Below are 16,347 nucleotides of genomic sequence, written 5' to 3' on the forward strand. Positions count from 1 at the left end.
AAAAAAAATAGAAAGCAAAACATTGGCCTTGAATGAACAAGAACCTGATCCAGTTTTGCAGAAGAAACAGTTGTTAATGGAAATCGAAGCATTGGAAACACAGTACGGAGAACTTCAAAAGCAAATGAATAATGAAATGGAAAGTGCCCGAGTGGAAATTGACCACTGGTGGTCAGAAAAGCAAGATGAAGCGGTGCAGGAAGCTAGAAGAATGGCAGAAGCAGCATCTGAACAAGGTTTTCAAGCGGGATTTGAGCAGGGCAAGCTGTTAGCGGAAGAAGAATTCCGGCAAAGACGCGAGGAAATGCATGTATTGATAGAGACGGCTTACGAAGAAAAGGCAAAAATTGTTCAGGAATCTGAGTCGTTCTTATTGTCACTCAGCGTTAGAGTGGCTGAGAAAGTTATCAAAAAAGAATTGAAGCAGCATGATGACCAGTTACTGAACGTCGTAAAGCAAGCCTTAAAGCATATAGAAGAGTCAGAGGATGTCACTATGCAAGTATCGCTTGAAGATTATCCGATAATTTTACCGTTTCTAGAAGAGTTAAAGACCTATGTAAAAGCTGACTCAGAGTTTAAATTGGTTCCGGTTGCCAACCTTTCCAAAGGTGGCTGTATGATTCATACGGCAAGTGGTTCTTATGATGTCACGATTGACAGTCAGCTGCAGGAGATTAAAAAGCACTTACTGGCTTATTGTGAGGAGAAAACCAACGATGAACCTAAGGGAAGATGAATACCTCGAATTATTGGAAGAGATTGAGCCAGTAAAAAAGCATGGGAAAGTGATTCAAGTTATCGGCCTGACCATTGAATCAAGAGGACCATATGCAAAAATTGGAGAACTTTGTCTGTTGTATCCGAACCACTATGAGCGGCCAATTGAAGCTGAAGTGGTCGGCTTCAAAGAAAACAAAATTTTACTTATGCCGTTGAAGGACGTATCTCAAATAGGTCCAGGATGCCTGGTTGTTGCAACCGGATATCCACTCCAAATCAAAGTGGGACCATCCATTTTAGGAAAAGTTCTCGATGGAACGGGCCAGCCGTTGGATGAAAACATACTTCCGAAAGGGTTGAAGAAATATTCAACCAATAATACACCACCGAATCCATTGAAAAGACCGAGAATCGATAAACCATTGGAAGTTGGTGTAAGAGCCATTGATGGACTATTGACAGTTGGACAAGGCCAGCGCGTTGGTGTGTTTGCAGGAAGTGGCGTCGGAAAAAGTACATTGCTTGGTATGATTGCCCGCAATACAGAAGCTGACGTCAATGTAATTGCCCTGATAGGTGAGCGGGGCAGGGAAGTTCGAGATTTCATTGAACGCGACCTTGGTCCTGAGGGGTTAAAAAAGTCGGTCGTCGTTGCGGCAACTTCCGATCAGACGCCATTACAACGAATAAAAGGTGCTATGACGGCTACAGCCATTGCGGAATATTTCCGTGATCAAGGAAAAAACGTCATGTTGATGATGGACTCGGTGACACGCTTTGCTATGGCACAACGTGAAGTGGGACTAGCAGTTGGCGAGCCACCAACAAGTAAAGGATACACACCAAGTGTTTTTGCACTGCTGCCAAAATTGCTGGAACGTTCCGGAACGTCTAACAAGGGTTCGATTACCGCTTTCTATACAGTGCTGGTTGATGGAGACGATATGAACGAACCAATTGCCGATGCTGTCCGAGGTATTCTAGATGGACATATTGTATTGGATCGGAAAATAGCTCAAAAAGGTCAATTCCCGGCAATCAATATTATGTCGAGTGTCAGTCGGGTCATGCATGATGTTGTATCAGACGAGCACCAAAAGGCAGCTGTTGAATTCAAAAGATTGTTGGCAGCTTATGATGCATCGGAAGATCTGATTAATATTGGCGCTTACAAAAGCGGAGCCAACAAAGAAATAGATGATGCCATCCGTTCCTATCCACTGATAAAAGAATTCTTGCAACAAGATATTTATGAAAAGACAAAGCTGGAAGAGAGTATCGACCGGCTATCAGCGCAATTTGGGGGAGCACAGACGTGACGCAATTCAACTTTAGATTTCAAAAAATATTGGATTTAAAAGAGAATGAAAAAGGCTTGGCGCAAATGGAAATGGCGGATGCCATCAAACAACAAGAAATAGGCCATCGAAAAAAAGAAGCAATTCATAAAAAAATTATGGATGCAGAACGTTTGAAAAAAGAAAAACAGAAGGATGGAGTCAACATTTCGGAATTAAGAATGTTGGTCAATTATATCCATCAACTTCAGGAGCTATTGATTTCCTTGAATCGCGAGCTGGAGCATTTGCAGAACAATGTGTCGAGAACACAAACTCATTTGCAAAAGAAAGCTCAAGAAGAAAAGACATGGGGAAATCTAAAGCAACAAGAACTTACTATATATGTTGAGCAAAGCAAAATGGCAGAACAGAATTTCTTCGATGAATTGGCAAGTACAAGATTTTACCGAACAACACAAGCTAGTTTAGCTGAAGGGTGATGAAAAAATGGAAACTATGAGTTTATCTATTCCTTCCAACATTTCAACTTCAAAGCCCATTGCATCAAAACAAAGTAGTGGGTCAGCCACGGTGAATTTCGCTGCACTATTAGGTTCTGTAGCTGCAGAAGGACAAAGTGCAAGCGAAGAAAAAGTAAATGTAAATCAACAGGAAGCACTGCTGGAAAAACTTCAGGATATGTTGCAAACCTTGCAGGAAATACCGAAAGAAAATTTGTCACCCGAAGAGCAGGAAATGATGTATGTAATCGTACAGATGCTTTCTCTTCAAACGGTTCAAATAGAAAACCAGCTACATAGTGTCGAGCCTGGCCAAGTGATGAGTGATTCAGTTCAGGAAAAACTGATAAATCTGCTGAACCAGATCGATCAGGAAATTCAAAAACAATCAACTGTTACTAAATCATTCGAAGCCACTGCAGAACTTGTGGGGGTAGAAGAAAATATTTTAGCTGATCCGAAAAAATTAGAGCAGGCATTTAAACAATTGGTCGCCTTTATCCAGCAACTTGATAACGACCAGCAGGCTATTACAGGAAAACAACAGCAAAATGAAGTGGCAAAAATAATTAAACAAATGGACAGTTTTACACAACAACCAACTGACCAAACACAGTTAACTGAACCTCCAAGGAATAATGGACTGATTGTAAACACTTCACGACCACTATCAACACAATCTATTTCACAGCTTCAACAATTGGATGGTAACGCTGCACGAGCGGAACCTGTTCCAACTGAAGTGAATGGACAAGTTTTAACTGGCACTGCATCGGAAGTCGCAAAAGCTAGCCAAGCTCCAACGCGCCCGGAAGCAAGTGCACCACCAGCACCCACGGTTCGTATGTCAAACCTGATTGAAGAGTTAGGTGGGGTGCTGAAAGGTTCTTTCCGTTTGAATGGCACGCAAGAAGGAACGCAAATAAAAGTGAACATCTTTCCAGAACATCTCGGACATCTGGATATTCGTTTGACAGCTTCAGAAGGAAAGATTGCAGCCCAAATTTTCACCAGTAACTTACTGGCTAAAGAGGCGTTGGAACTTCAAGTGAATCAGTTAAGAAATTCATTGCTTCAGCAGGGTGTAACGCTTGATCGTATTGAAATATCGCAACAGAGTTCGCAGCCATCATTTGGACAACAAAACGCACACCCAGATCAGCGTTTTTCACAACAACAACAACAGCAACAACAACAACAGCAAAAGCAAGGAAACGCATCACACAATAAAAACGGCTATCAACGAATTGAAGAAGAAGCCGCTGTAGAACGTTACCATTCGTCAGAGGGATTAATGAAAGTAGATTATACAATATAACGAGGAAGGGGCATTGCAATGAATGTGAATAGTTCTAGCACGGTCAAAATGCCGACGGCAGGCGCAACAATGCACACAGAGCCACAAAATGGACTTGGTAAAGATGCTTTCATGCAAATCCTTGTGACACAAATGAAGAACCAGAATCCATTGGAGCCGATGAAAGATACGGAATTCATCGGACAGATGGCTCAGTTCAGCAGTTTGGAACAGTTAACAAACTTGAATCAGGCAATGAATCTGTTTATTGGTCTTCAATGGAGACAGTCACTATCCGAAAACGCTGATTTAATTGGTAACAAGGTGTATTGGGAGCGGGAAGTAAACGGAGAGTTGCAGTCAGGTGAGGGGATTGTCAAGGGACTGGAAATCGTAAATGGGGAGTTAATAGTCGAGCTTGAGGATAACGTCAAGGTTCCAATCGACTCAATCCATCGTATTGAAAAAGAGTCAAAAACAATAAATGAACAGGAAATTGTCTAATCCACAAAAGGGATAAGGCAATATTTGAAAGGGGAAAAACAAATGTTACGTTCAATGTATTCTGGAGTATCAGGTATGAAAGGTTTCCAAACAAAATTAGATGTGATCGGGAACAATATTTCGAATGTAAACACGATTGGATACAAAAAAAGCACAATCAACTTCCAGGATTTATTAAGTCAAAACTTATCAGGCAGTGGTGTTAATTCGATGCAAGTTGGTTTAGGATCAATGACTTCTGCAATCAATGTGATTCATAATCCAGGTTCATTTATGACAACTGGTGTTGGATCAGATGTGGCTATAAATGGCGATGGATTCTTCGTAGTTCAAGATCCAACGGTACCGGCTAATAGTACTGCAGATCGCTATTTGACTAGAGCTGGTAATTTTGTTGTTAATGCACAAGGGAATCTTGTTACTTCACAGGGCTACAATGTAATTGGTAGACGAGAACCTGTCACAAACCCTGCAATCTACGAACCAATTAAGATTGATTCGAATACTTATGAGTCCTTTAGCATCAATCTCTTAGGTGAAGTGGTTGGTAAAGATGCGAATGGAACAGAAACAATAATTGCTTCTATCGCAATTGCACAACCTGACAATCCAGCTGGACTAAATAAATCTGGCGGATCTTTGTATGAATTAACTTCTAAAGCTGATTCACAAACACTGACTCAAATGATTGGAACTGCAACGACAAATAATGTCGAAGTAGGTTCAGGCATGCTCGAAATGTCCAATGTTGATTTGACAGAGGAATTCACAGAAATGATTATTGCTCAACGTGGTTTCCAGGCAAACTCACGTACGATTACTACTTCTGATGAAATCTTACAAGAAGTCGTAAACTTGAAACGATAAAATAGGGAGGGCAGGCTGAGAGGGATGAAGCGTCTCTCCAGCCGCTTTTAACATGATCCAATTAACGAAACTTAATCGAACACCATTTACATTAAATGCTCTTTATATCGAAAGAATTGAATCCACTCCAGATACTGTGGTCACGTTGGGGTCAGGAAAGAAAGTACATGTTTTGGAGTCAGTTGAAGAAGTAACGAATAAAGTGACAGCCTACTATCAAAAATTAAACCTTTTGCCGAGTTTGCAGAAGCCAAACTGGATGGAATGAAGGGAGGACGATCCTGGTGGATTTCTTATCAGATGAAAATATTGAGACCATTCTATCGTCCTTGAAAAAGGAAGAACCTAAACCGGTTAAACCTAGCAAGGAAAGAAATGTTAAAACATACGACTTTAAAAAGGCAATGCGTTTTTCACAAGATCAAATTCGAACACTAAATAGAATACATGAAAACTTTGCCCGATTGCTGACATCCTATCTTTCTACACAGCTTCGTACATTCGTGCAGATTTCTGTTACATCTGTTGAGCAATATCCTTATGAGGAATTTATCAATAATGTTCAGAAGAAATCCATTTTGGGTGTTTTTAAAGCGCCACCGCTTCAAGGAAGCATGGTTATGGAATTCTCTCCGGATGTGGTGTATGTCACTGTGGATAGATTGCTTGGTGGACAAGGGAACATCTCCTTAAAAAGCAGCGATTTAACGGAAATTGAAATCAGTGTGATTCAACGGATTTTTGTTAAGGCACTGATCAGTTTTCAAGAAGCCTGGTCGTCTGTAGTGAAACTGTCTCCGGAGTTCAAAGAAATAGAAGTGAATCCTCAGTTCTTAACCATGTTCCCGCCTAATGAAACAGTTATTTTAGTAGCATTACATGCAAAAATTGGTGATGTTGAAGGAATCATCAATATTTGTTTGCCGCATGTAGTGTTGGAGCAAATTTTACCGAAGTTATCTGCTCGCCATTGGTTGGCCAATCAGAAAAAAAACGTGGTCAATCAGGAAGTTGCAGCATTGGAGAAAAAATTGCAAGCCACGAAACTAAATGTTAAAGCGGTATTAGGTCGATCAACGATAGACGTTGGCGATTTTTTGAATCTTAAACGCGGTGATGTCATTCGCTTAAATGAGTCTTACGATGCTCCTGTAACAATATTGGTAGATGATAAACAGAAATTTTTTGCACAACCTGGGGTTTCGAAAGGACGAATGGCTGTGCAAGTAACCGAAGTTCATAGAGAAGGAGATGAATTCGATGAAAACTGATAAGTTATCTCCAGATGAAATCAAAGGTTTACTGGGGCAAAGTGGAACGGACGATGAAACGATTTCCGAGAGTTCCCTATCGAAGCGTGAAATGGAAGCATTGACAGAGTTATTGAATGTATCACTGGGAAGTTCGTCTGCAGTGCTCACTACTCTATTTTCCCAGCAAGTAAGTTTCTCTACTCCAAAACTATCCATCAGACAAAATGATCAGTTATTAACCAATACAAAAGAGCCCTTCATCGTGGTTCTGGGAGAATATGAGGGTGGCATCAACGGCTTACAAATTCTTTCCCTACATGTAGATGATGTTCAGACCATGACAAACCTGATCTATACGGACAGCGAAGAGAACCATATCAGAAAACAATTTCAAGTGGTAGAAGAAGTGGTACAAAAAATGTTTACTTCTGTCTCACAATCAATGACTACGGTACTAGACCAAGAGGTTTCCCATTCCTTGTCATCGATGGACTTGATTGAAACACTGAAAGACTTCCCTGTTGCAAAATTTACAGATGAAAAATGGTTTGTAGAAGCAGATTTTCAACTGAAAATAGGTACTCAGGAAAATATCAGCCTTCAACTATATATTCCTGTCCGCTTGGGGAAACAAGTGGTAGAAATATTAACAGATTTATTGGAAGAAGGACGTCATCCAGAGGAGACAAAAGAAATGCAATTTCAATCCACTACTCAAACAGATGTAACTACTAAAACGGACGAATCAGGTTCATCACCTAAAATCCAATCTGTTCAATTTTCAAATTTCGATGAATCCGGCTCCGCACATTCAGAACCGAACAATTTGGACATGTTACTCGACATTCCACTTCAAGTAACGGTTGAACTGGGAAGAACGAAACGTATGGTGAAAGAAATTTTGAGTGTTTCCCAGGGCTCGATTATTGAACTTGATAAATTGGCAGGTGAACCTGTTGATATTTTAATCAATAACAAGTTAATCGCTGTAGGTGAAGTTGTCGTGATTGATGAAAATTTCGGCGTCCGTGTAACAGATATTTTAAGCACAGCAGAGCGTATTTCAAAACTACGATAATGCCGTAAGTAAGGAGTTTGCCAGGTTTGATTCAAAAAAGATATGTAAAAGTACTTGCGATGATTTTGCTTTTCTCTTTATATGTGATGTTGACCCCGAATTTGGCAAATGCTGCTAAAGATCCGACCGTAAAAGAATCTTTGGCTGTAGAAAAGCAGTCCGATGAAAAGGTAGAGCCGGTTGTTGATGAGGAGTTAAAGCCTACTCAAAACACTAGTCTAGTGACCATCATTATTAAACTTATATTCTATACGTTGCTGATTCTCGTCATGATTTATGGATTGATTAAGTTTCTGGCAGTAAGACAAAAAAAATTCCAACCAAATCAAGCAGTTAAATTAATGGGCGGAACTCCTTTAGGTAACAATAAATCACTTCAACTTGTAAAAGTAGGTGACAAGGTTTATTTACTGGGAGTGGCAGATCAAGTCACATTGATTAAGGAATTTTCAAATACGGATGAGATTAGCAGTATTGAGAATGATTTAGAGCAGCAACCAAATATGTTATCAAACCCGATCATGAATTTATCGAACTCGATCGTCGATTTTTCGAAAGAAAAGATAAGCAAGCGGTTGGAATCTAAACCTACAAATGGTTTTGAACAATTATTCAAGCAAAGCCTGAATAAACAAAAGAGTAAACAAGACCAACTCAAGCAAGATTTGAACAAAGTAGATGATGAAAAGGAAGGTAAATCAGAATGATGATGACAAACTTCCTTCTTTCACTTAGCATTCCTGGCATCAATTTTGGTACGGATGCGCCGGGAGATGTTTCCATTACATTGCAGATTTTGTTCCTGATGACCATCCTTTCACTGGCTCCAGGAATCTTGATCATGCTCACGTGTTTTACTCGAATCATCATCGTGTTGTCATTTGTTCGTACCGGTTTAGGGACACAGTCTATGCCACCGAACCAAGTGTTAGTGGGACTAGCCCTGTTTATGACCTTTTTCATTATGACGCCAGTAATTAATGAAGTTAACGAAACGGCCTTACAGCCATATCTGGCGGGGGATCTCGCACAAGAGAAGGCGTTGAATACTGCAGTGATTCCAATTAAGGAATTTATGGCAGAACATACGCGACAAAAAGATCTCGCTTTGTTTTTTAAATACGCTGGTTTGGAAAAGCCAGACAGCATTGAAGATATCCCGTTAACCTCGCTTATTCCGGCGTTTGCCATCAGTGAGTTGAAGACTGCATTTCAAATTGGCTTTGTCATATTTATCCCGTTCTTGATCATCGATATGGTTGTTGCCAGTACGTTAATGGCCATGGGGATGATGATGTTGCCTCCGGTTATGATTTCGTTGCCTTTCAAGATACTGTTGTTTGTTCTGGTTGATGGCTGGTATTTAATTATAGAATCGCTGCTTGTCAGCTTTTAGGGAAGGAAGAAAACGATGACTCCAGATACGGTGATCAAATTAGCGGAACAATCGATATATATGATCATTATCATATCTGCTCCTATGCTATTAATTGCACTTGCTGTCGGACTGATTGTCAGTGTGTTCCAAGCGATGACACAAATTCAGGAACAGACACTTGCGTTCATTCCAAAAATATTGGCAGTGTTTTTGTCCATCGTGTTGTTTGGACCATGGATGCTGACGATATTATTGGATTTTACAAGAGATTTGTTCCAACAACTTCCGCAACTAATCGGATAGTGGGATTGATATGAATACTATTTTTGAGATGTACCCATATCTACTGCTGATCTTTGTTCGATTAACTAGTTTTTTCCTCGTTGCGCCTTTATTTTCAATGAAAGGTGTTCCGAACCAATTCAAGATTGGATTGGGGTTTTTCATTTCATTAATTGCTTTATCCGGCATGGACGCTGAAGAAGCACTTCTAATGGATTCCTATTACATCCTGCTGATCATAAAAGAACTTGCAGTAGGCATCGCACTTGGCTTTACAGCAGCATTATTGTTATACACAGTTCAAATAGCGGGGGCATTCATCGATTTTCAGATGGGCTTTGCCATTGCCAGTGTGATGGATCCGCAAACAGGCAGTCAGGTGCCGATTATTGGTCACTTCAAATATATCTTGGCACTGCTTTTTTTATTGACCGTTAATGGACATCATTTAATGCTGGATGGAGTCATGCAAAGCTTCAAGTCATTTCCGGTTGAATCTGTTTCCTTCTCGGCTGATTTTGGTGACATCACTCATTTTTTCACGACATTATTTGTAGAAATGTTCGTCATCGCCTTGCAGATCGCATTACCGATTGTTGGTGCACTGTTTCTGATTGATGTAGCTCTTGGCATTTTAGCCAAGACCGTCCCACAATTAAACATTTTTGCAGTCGGGTTGCCATTGAAGATTTTTGTAGGGTTTATCATGTTATTACTTTCGATGCCCATTTTCTTTTACCTATTACAAATCCTGTTCGAAAAAATAATGGTAAGCATGTCTCAGCTGATCAAGTTGATGGGAGGACCATAAGTGCAAAAAAGATATCCTCTCGACTTACAGTTTTTTGCTTCGGAAAAGACGGAAAAAGCAACACCTCAAAAGAGGCAGGAGTCAAAACGAAAAGGCCAAGTGGCCAAAAGTGCTGAAGTACCTGCTGCACTAATTATGCTTGGTGGAATTATGTTGCTCAATTTTTTGGGTGGCTGGATACTGGATCGGCTTCTAGCAATCTTTCAAATCAATTTCACTCAGTATATTGGATGGGAGTGGAGCCCGGAAAATATTCGCACCTTGTTCGAACAAATGACGTTCAATGCAATAATGATCACGGCTCCAATTATGATTATTGCGATGGTATTCGGCTTTTTGGGGAATTACATTCAAGTTGGGTCTCTATTTACGACAGAGCCTCTCAAGATGAAGCTTGAACGTTTGAATCCGATAGAAGGTGCCAAGAAAATCTTTTCCATGCGTGCATTGGTGGAACTATTAAAGTCATTACTTAAAATCGCCATTATTGGTTTTGCCGCTTTTAATGTTTTATGGTCGGCAAAAGAAGAGTTGTTTTTACTCTCACAAAAAAGTATCGGCGATTCCTTGTCATTTATCGGTTCCCTGGTTTTCAAGATGGGGATGGTTGCATCAATTATCTTATTAGTTTTAGCCATAATGGATTACATGTATCAAAAGTATGAATTTGAAAAGGGCATTCGAATGTCTAAGCAAGACATCAAGGATGAATTCAAGAAGGCAGAGGGCGATCCTCTGATTAAATCCAAAATTAAAGAACGACAAAGACAAATGAGCATGAATCGAATGATTCAGGACTTGCCGAATGCAGATGTTCTGATTACAAACCCCACTCACTATGCAATTGCAATTAAGTATGATGCAGAAACCATGGAAGCGCCAATGGTCATTGCAATGGGGAAAGACCATCTTGCCCTGAAAATTAAAGAAAAAGCTAAAGAACTTGAAATTGTGATTATGGAAAATAAACCCCTTGCCCGTGCTCTATACAACCAAGTGGAAATAGGTGACTATGTTCCGGAAGAATTGTTCTTGGCGGTTGCAGAGGTTTTAGCATATATCTATCGCTTAAAAGGAAAGATTAAATGAATTTGTGGGAGGAGGAAACAGCATGAAAATCAAAGATTATCTCGTCTTAGTTTCAGTCATTATGATTGTCGTGATGATGGTTATTCCTCTTCCGCCGATTTTACTGGATTTCTTGATTATGATAAACATCAGTATTTCCTTGACAATTATTTTAGTAGCGATGAATACGAAAGAAGCACTACAATTTTCAATCTTTCCTACGTTACTCTTACTGACAACATTGTTCCGTCTCGGATTAAATGTTTCTACAACTCGATCTATTTTAACCAATCAAACAGGGGGAGAAGTTGTTGAAACGTTCGGTTCATTCGTAGTCGGTGGAAGTCCCGTTATTGGTATATTGGTGTTTTTAATTTTAGTTATTATTCAGTTCTTGGTCATTACTAAGGGGTCAGAACGTGTGGCGGAAGTAGCAGCTCGTTTTACTCTTGATTCTATGCCAGGTAAACAAATGAGTATCGATGCAGACCTTGGAGCAGGAATGATTTCTGACCAGGAAGCTAAAAAACGCAGGGAAAAGGTAAGCCAGGAAGCTGATTTCTACGGTGCCATGGATGGTGCGAGTAAGTTCGTTAAAGGGGATGCGATAGCTGGTATTATTATCGTTCTCATTAATATTATCGGTGGCTTAATCATTGGAGTTGTCGTACACAAACTTCCAATCGGTGAAGCTGCTCAACTATTTACCTTATTATCCATCGGTGACGGTCTGGTAAGCCAAATTCCGGCATTGTTGATTTCTACTGCAGCCGGCATCGTCGTAACAAGAGCCGCTTCAGAAGGGAACTTAGGTTCAGATATTACGAAACAATTATTCGCTTATCCAAAGCTGCTTTATGTGGTGGCAGGAACTCTTTCTTTATTTGCTATTTTCACGCCTATCAGTCCTTTATTGGTGTTTCCAGTTGCTGGGCTTGTGGCGTTCGGAGGCTATAGAATGCAACGCACACTGAATGCCGAAGAAGAGGAAGAGAAAGAAGCTTCAAATGAAGGACAGGAGCTGGAAGGATTGAAAAGTCCTGAAAGTGTTGTTGACCTCCTCCATGTGGATGCCATCGAATTCGAGTTCGGATACGGCTTGATTCCTATTGCTGATAAGAATCAAGGTGGGGATTTATTGGACCGCGTCATTATGATTCGCAGACAATGCGCGATTGAACTTGGCATTGTGGTGCCTGTCATACGAATCCGCGACAATATTCAACTCTTTCCAAATCAATATGTCATTAAGATAAAAGGTAACCGAGTGGCTTCAGGTGAGATTATGCTTGATCACTACTTGGCAATGAGTCCTGGAGTTGATGACGAAAGCATTGAAGGTATTGCGACGGTAGAACCGGCATTCGGGATGCCAGCATTATGGGTCAATGAAGAAATGAAAGAAGAAGCGGAGATGGCAGGATATGCAATTGTCGATCCACCTTCTGTTGTTTCGACCCATCTAACGGAAGTTATCAAGAAACATGCCCACGAACTTATTGGCAGACAGGAAGTAAAAACCTTGGTTGAGAACATAAGAGAAAACTCTCCTGCCGTCATTGAGGAATTGATTCCAAACTTAATGGCAATAGGGGAAGTGCAAAAGGTTCTCATGAAGCTGCTGAAGGAAAAAGTGTCGATCCGAAATTTACTCGTTATTTTGGAAACGTTGGCAGACTACTCACCTCAAACGAAAGATACAGATGTATTGACGGAGTATGTGAGACAAGCTTTATCCAGACAAATCACTTTGCAATATACGAATCCTAATGAGGCATTACAGGTTATTACGGCAGGTGCAAGTCTCGAGAAGAAATTTGCAGAGTCTGTGCATCGTACTGAACAAGGGAGCTACTTATCGATTGACCCAGAAGCTTCACAAATCATTTTTCAAAAGATTTCGGAACAAGTCAATCAGCTTCAGCAGTCCGGTGTGCAGCCTATATTGCTGACATCGCCTGCAACCCGCATTTATATGCGCCAATTCGTCGAACAGTTTGCACCAGATCTTCCTGTCCTTTCTTATAATGAATTGGAACCGGAAGTAGAGATCCAAAGTGTTGGAGTCGTTAATATCTCAGGAGGGGTGGGTAGTTTCTCATGAGGCTGAAAACGTATGTTGTCAATAATATGACCGAGGCCATACCCAAGATCAAAAGAGACTTGGGTCCGGACGCTCTTATTTTAAATACAAAGCAAATTAAAACAGGCGGTTACTTAGGCTTTTTCAAGAAAGCCAAACTTGAAGTAATTGCTGCAGTTGAGCCAGCACCAAGTGAATCAAAGCGAGTCGTATCAATCAAGCCTGAGATTCAAGCTTCTGAAAAGGAAATGGACGTGGATTCTGAGTTAAATAAATCAGTAAGTCCGATTGATAAGAATGAGGGAAATCTGGATGAGCTGATGAGTGAACTGAAAAGCCTGAAGCAGTTCATGTTCCAAGTGATTGATGAAGACCGTTTGCCAGAGACGTTAAAAGCACTAAATAAAAAATTAAATGCACAAGGAATTACCGCAGAAGTTCAATCGGAGATAATGGCTAAGCTGATGCTGGTTTTAGAACAGCATCCTAATACCTCTGAAGATAAAATTAAAGCTTTGGCTAAAAGAGAAATCATCAAGTTGATCAATGCCCATAAAAAAAGACCGAGCAGAAGAAAAGCAGATATCATTTGTTTTATTGGTCCAACCGGAGTAGGAAAGACCACAACCATTGCTAAAATAGCGGCTGATTATTTGCTGAGTGAAGATAAAAAAGTGGGACTGATTACGTCAGACACCTACCGGATTGCAGCAGTGGAGCAATTAAAAACGTATGCAGGCATTTTGAATATCCCAATCAGAGTAGTGGAATCTTCAGTCGACCTGAGTGCGGCTATAGATGATTTAAGCGGCTGCGATATCATTCTAATGGATACGGCCGGCAGAAACTATCAACAAAAACAGTATATTGATGATCTAAAGCAGATGCTTCCAGACAAGAAGGAAATACAAATTAATTTAGTGTTGAGCCTTACCGCCAAGTACGAGGATATGAAGAAAATCATTGATAATTTCCAAACAATTGTGATGGACCAGCTGATTTTGACAAAAAAAGATGAAACCAGTTCATCTGGTGCCATCTTGAACTTGATTTATCATTACTCAATCCCAATACGATATATTGCCAATGGCCAAAATGTTCCAGACGATATTCTTACCGTAACCCCTGAATTAATAGCAAACTTCGTATTAGAGGAAGATGAAAATGATTGATCAAGCTAAAAAATTAAGGGAAAAAGTGTTGCAAAAGACACCCCGAAAAGAGCGGAGACAAACCCGGATTATTGCCGTCACCAGCGGAAAAGGTGGTGTCGGAAAATCAAACTTCGCACTGAATTTTGCTTTGAGTCTTGTTCAACAAAACAAGAAAGTCCTAATTTTTGACGTAGACCTGGGATTTGCGAATGTCGATGTATTACTCGGCAGATCCAACAAAGAATCCATCGCTACCATGATCGAAAAGGATTTATCTATTTGGGATATTATCGAAGAAGGACCGAATGGCTTGTTATTTATCTCAGGAGGATCGGGATTTAATGAGATGTTCAGCCTGGATGAAACGAAAATGAACAAATTTTTCAGTGAGTTGAGCTCGATACAAGGATCTGTGGATTATATTATTCTGGATACTGGTGCGGGATTATCTTATGAAAATTTACGGTTTATTTTAGCGGCTGATGACGTCATTCTAGTCACTACCCCAGAGCCCACTTCGATAACCGATGCTTATTCCATTGTGAAGATGGTTCACGCGAAGGATACAAATGTACATATTAAACTTATCATCAATCAATGTACGAGTGATAAAGAAGGAAAACAAACAGCCGATAACTTCAAAAAAGTAACCGAGCAATTTTTAAATAAACAAATCGGTACATTGGGGTTTATCCCAAGTGACATAAATATTCCAAATGCCGTCAAAAAACAAATCCCGTTTTTATTGGCTTTTCCAAACTGTCATGCTTCACAGGCTATGCAAAATGTGACAAACGAATTTCTTCAACTTCCTGTTTCTTATAAGCTTGGGATTAAAGGGTTTTTATTGAAAATGCTTTTTAAATAGGCTCTGTTAAAAGATATTGTTGATTTTTGTTCCATGCGGACGCTTTCCGCGGGCGGTCCACTAGCCTCCTCATTCGCTATGCTCACTGCGGGGTCTAGTCTGGACACGCTTATCCCGCTGGAGTCGCCGCATTCCACTACAATCATTAAAGAGAACAGGTATATGACATAGCTTACGATTTAGTGATATGGAGTAAAACAGCGGAGACTCCAACAGGAAAAAGCGAAGTGCCGAAATCCACTCGGAAGCTAAGTCCGAGTTAGTTCGGTGCAAGCCTGTGGAAAGCGCAGCTGTTTTGCGGAATATCAACAGCAAGATTTAAAAAAGCCTTTAAATAAAAGCTTAAAGCACTCTTATAAGTGGTGGTGAAACTCATGTTGAACAATAAATTGTCTAAAGAAGAACTGGCCATTTGGGGAAATTGGCAAAAACAGCGTGATCCACAAGCGGGTGAATATTTAGTCGAGCGCTATCTACCATTGGTTGATTACATCGTTCAGCGATTTATGATCAGTTTGCCTAAAACAGTCGATAAGGACGACATTCGTAGTTTCGCATATGAGGGACTGCTTGATGCATTTGATAAATTCAATATGGATAGAGATATGAAGTTTGAAACATATGCGTCATGGCGAATCAAAGGAGCGGTCATTGATGGACTGAGGCATAGCGATTGGTTACCACGTTCCGTAAGGGATAAAGTGAAGAAAATCGAAAATGCCTACGCAATTCTCGAACAGCAGAAAAATGATTCTGTTACAGATGAGGAAGTCAGTGATTATTTAGGGATTACAAAAGCGGAACTGAACAAAACGGTTTCAGAAGCGGCACTGTCTACCATGATATCAATTGATGAGACTGTCTACGATGAGGATAATCAGGTCGGAAAATATTCAATGATTGAAAACGATCAAGCGGAATCGCCAGAACGCCATTTAACAGCACAGATGATAAAAGAATCATTGTCACATGCGATTGGCCGCTTGCCAGAAAAAGAAAAGCTCGTCATCTCACTCTGCTATTTCGAAGAACTGAAATTAACGGAAATTGCGGAAGTGCTCAGTGTAAGTGTATCTCGAGTTTCCCAAATGCACTCTAAAGCAATACTTCGTTTAAGGTCAGCGACACTGGCAATACACGAAAACTATTGATTTTAAAAAGGATAGAAGGATAAGGTGAT

The 16,347-nt window shown here is 40.3% G+C and carries 18 protein-coding genes; all 18 read left to right on the top strand.

What is annotated here, in order from left to right; genetic code table 11:
• Positions 1 to 28 precede the first annotated feature (28 nt).
• Positions 29 to 739, top strand: coding sequence for a FliH/SctL family protein (locus MHH33_RS01740; protein WP_342542753.1), 711 nt, complete (start codon positions 29 to 31; stop codon positions 737 to 739).
• On the top strand, positions 720 to 2,042 hold the full coding sequence (fliI, locus tag MHH33_RS01745) for a flagellar protein export ATPase FliI (RefSeq protein WP_342542754.1): 1,323 nt from the start codon (positions 720 to 722) through the stop codon (positions 2,040 to 2,042). Before MHH33_RS01740 ends, fliI begins: the two co-directional genes overlap by 20 nt.
• Positions 2,039 to 2,503, top strand: coding sequence for a flagellar export protein FliJ (gene fliJ / locus MHH33_RS01750; protein WP_342542755.1), 465 nt, complete (start codon positions 2,039 to 2,041; stop codon positions 2,501 to 2,503). The genes fliI and fliJ overlap by 4 nt, the downstream gene beginning before the upstream one ends.
• A gap of 7 nt (positions 2,504 to 2,510) precedes the next feature.
• Entirely contained in the window at positions 2,511 to 3,842 is a 1,332-nt protein-coding gene (locus MHH33_RS01755; protein WP_342542756.1) for a flagellar hook-length control protein FliK, read from the top strand.
• 18 nt (positions 3,843 to 3,860) lie between these two features.
• Positions 3,861 to 4,325 carry a flagellar hook capping FlgD N-terminal domain-containing protein gene (locus MHH33_RS01760; protein ID WP_342542757.1) on the top strand — a complete coding sequence of 155 codons (465 nt, stop codon included), beginning with the start codon at positions 3,861 to 3,863 and terminating at the stop codon, positions 4,323 to 4,325.
• A 42-nt stretch (positions 4,326 to 4,367) separates the two neighbouring features.
• Complete coding sequence (locus MHH33_RS01765; RefSeq protein WP_342542758.1) at positions 4,368 to 5,192, top strand: flagellar hook-basal body complex protein; 825 nt, start codon at positions 4,368 to 4,370, stop codon at positions 5,190 to 5,192.
• 52 nt (positions 5,193 to 5,244) lie between these two features.
• Positions 5,245 to 5,460, top strand: a complete 216-nt coding sequence (locus MHH33_RS01770) for a flagellar FlbD family protein (RefSeq protein ID WP_036660291.1) — start codon at positions 5,245 to 5,247, stop codon at positions 5,458 to 5,460.
• A 16-nt stretch (positions 5,461 to 5,476) separates the two neighbouring features.
• Entirely contained in the window at positions 5,477 to 6,463 is a 987-nt protein-coding gene (gene fliM / locus MHH33_RS01775) for a flagellar motor switch protein FliM (protein ID WP_342542759.1), read from the top strand.
• The gene (gene fliY / locus MHH33_RS01780; RefSeq protein WP_342542760.1) at positions 6,453 to 7,523 is read left to right on the top strand and encodes a flagellar motor switch phosphatase FliY; all 1,071 of its coding nucleotides are present in this window, start codon (positions 6,453 to 6,455) and stop codon (positions 7,521 to 7,523) included. The genes fliM and fliY overlap by 11 nt, the downstream gene beginning before the upstream one ends.
• Positions 7,524 to 7,549: 26 nt before the next feature.
• Complete coding sequence (locus MHH33_RS01785) at positions 7,550 to 8,230, top strand: flagellar biosynthetic protein FliO (RefSeq protein WP_342542761.1); 681 nt, start codon at positions 7,550 to 7,552, stop codon at positions 8,228 to 8,230.
• A complete protein-coding gene (gene fliP / locus MHH33_RS01790) occupies positions 8,227 to 8,919 on the top strand; it encodes a flagellar type III secretion system pore protein FliP (protein WP_342542762.1) in 693 nt (230 codons plus the stop codon). Before MHH33_RS01785 ends, fliP begins: the two co-directional genes overlap by 4 nt.
• A gap of 15 nt (positions 8,920 to 8,934) precedes the next feature.
• Entirely contained in the window at positions 8,935 to 9,204 is a 270-nt protein-coding gene (fliQ, locus tag MHH33_RS01795) for a flagellar biosynthesis protein FliQ (RefSeq protein ID WP_016429542.1), read from the top strand.
• Between the two features lie 10 nt (positions 9,205 to 9,214).
• Positions 9,215 to 9,994 (top strand): flagellar biosynthetic protein FliR, encoded by a 780-nt coding sequence (gene fliR / locus MHH33_RS01800; RefSeq protein WP_016429543.1) that lies wholly within the window; start codon positions 9,215 to 9,217, stop codon positions 9,992 to 9,994.
• Positions 9,995 to 11,083, top strand: a complete 1,089-nt coding sequence (gene flhB, locus MHH33_RS01805) for a flagellar biosynthesis protein FlhB (protein ID WP_016429544.1) — start codon at positions 9,995 to 9,997, stop codon at positions 11,081 to 11,083.
• Between the two features lie 22 nt (positions 11,084 to 11,105).
• The gene (gene flhA / locus MHH33_RS01810) at positions 11,106 to 13,166 is read left to right on the top strand and encodes a flagellar biosynthesis protein FlhA (RefSeq protein ID WP_342542763.1); all 2,061 of its coding nucleotides are present in this window, start codon (positions 11,106 to 11,108) and stop codon (positions 13,164 to 13,166) included.
• Positions 13,163 to 14,317, top strand: coding sequence for a flagellar biosynthesis protein FlhF (gene flhF, locus MHH33_RS01815; RefSeq protein WP_342542764.1), 1,155 nt, complete (start codon positions 13,163 to 13,165; stop codon positions 14,315 to 14,317). The genes flhA and flhF overlap by 4 nt, the downstream gene beginning before the upstream one ends.
• Positions 14,310 to 15,167: a MinD/ParA family protein gene (locus tag MHH33_RS01820; RefSeq protein WP_342542765.1), complete on the top strand. Its 858-nt coding sequence runs from the start codon at positions 14,310 to 14,312 to the stop codon at positions 15,165 to 15,167. Before flhF ends, MHH33_RS01820 begins: the two co-directional genes overlap by 8 nt.
• A 374-nt stretch (positions 15,168 to 15,541) precedes the next feature.
• Positions 15,542 to 16,318 carry a FliA/WhiG family RNA polymerase sigma factor gene (locus tag MHH33_RS01825; protein WP_342542766.1) on the top strand — a complete coding sequence of 259 codons (777 nt, stop codon included), beginning with the start codon at positions 15,542 to 15,544 and terminating at the stop codon, positions 16,316 to 16,318.
• The last annotated feature ends 29 nt before the right edge of the window (positions 16,319 to 16,347 follow it).

This window comes from Paenisporosarcina sp. FSL H8-0542, from assembly GCF_038632915.1.
In the GTDB taxonomy this organism is placed as follows: domain Bacteria; phylum Bacillota; class Bacilli; order Bacillales_A; family Planococcaceae; genus Paenisporosarcina.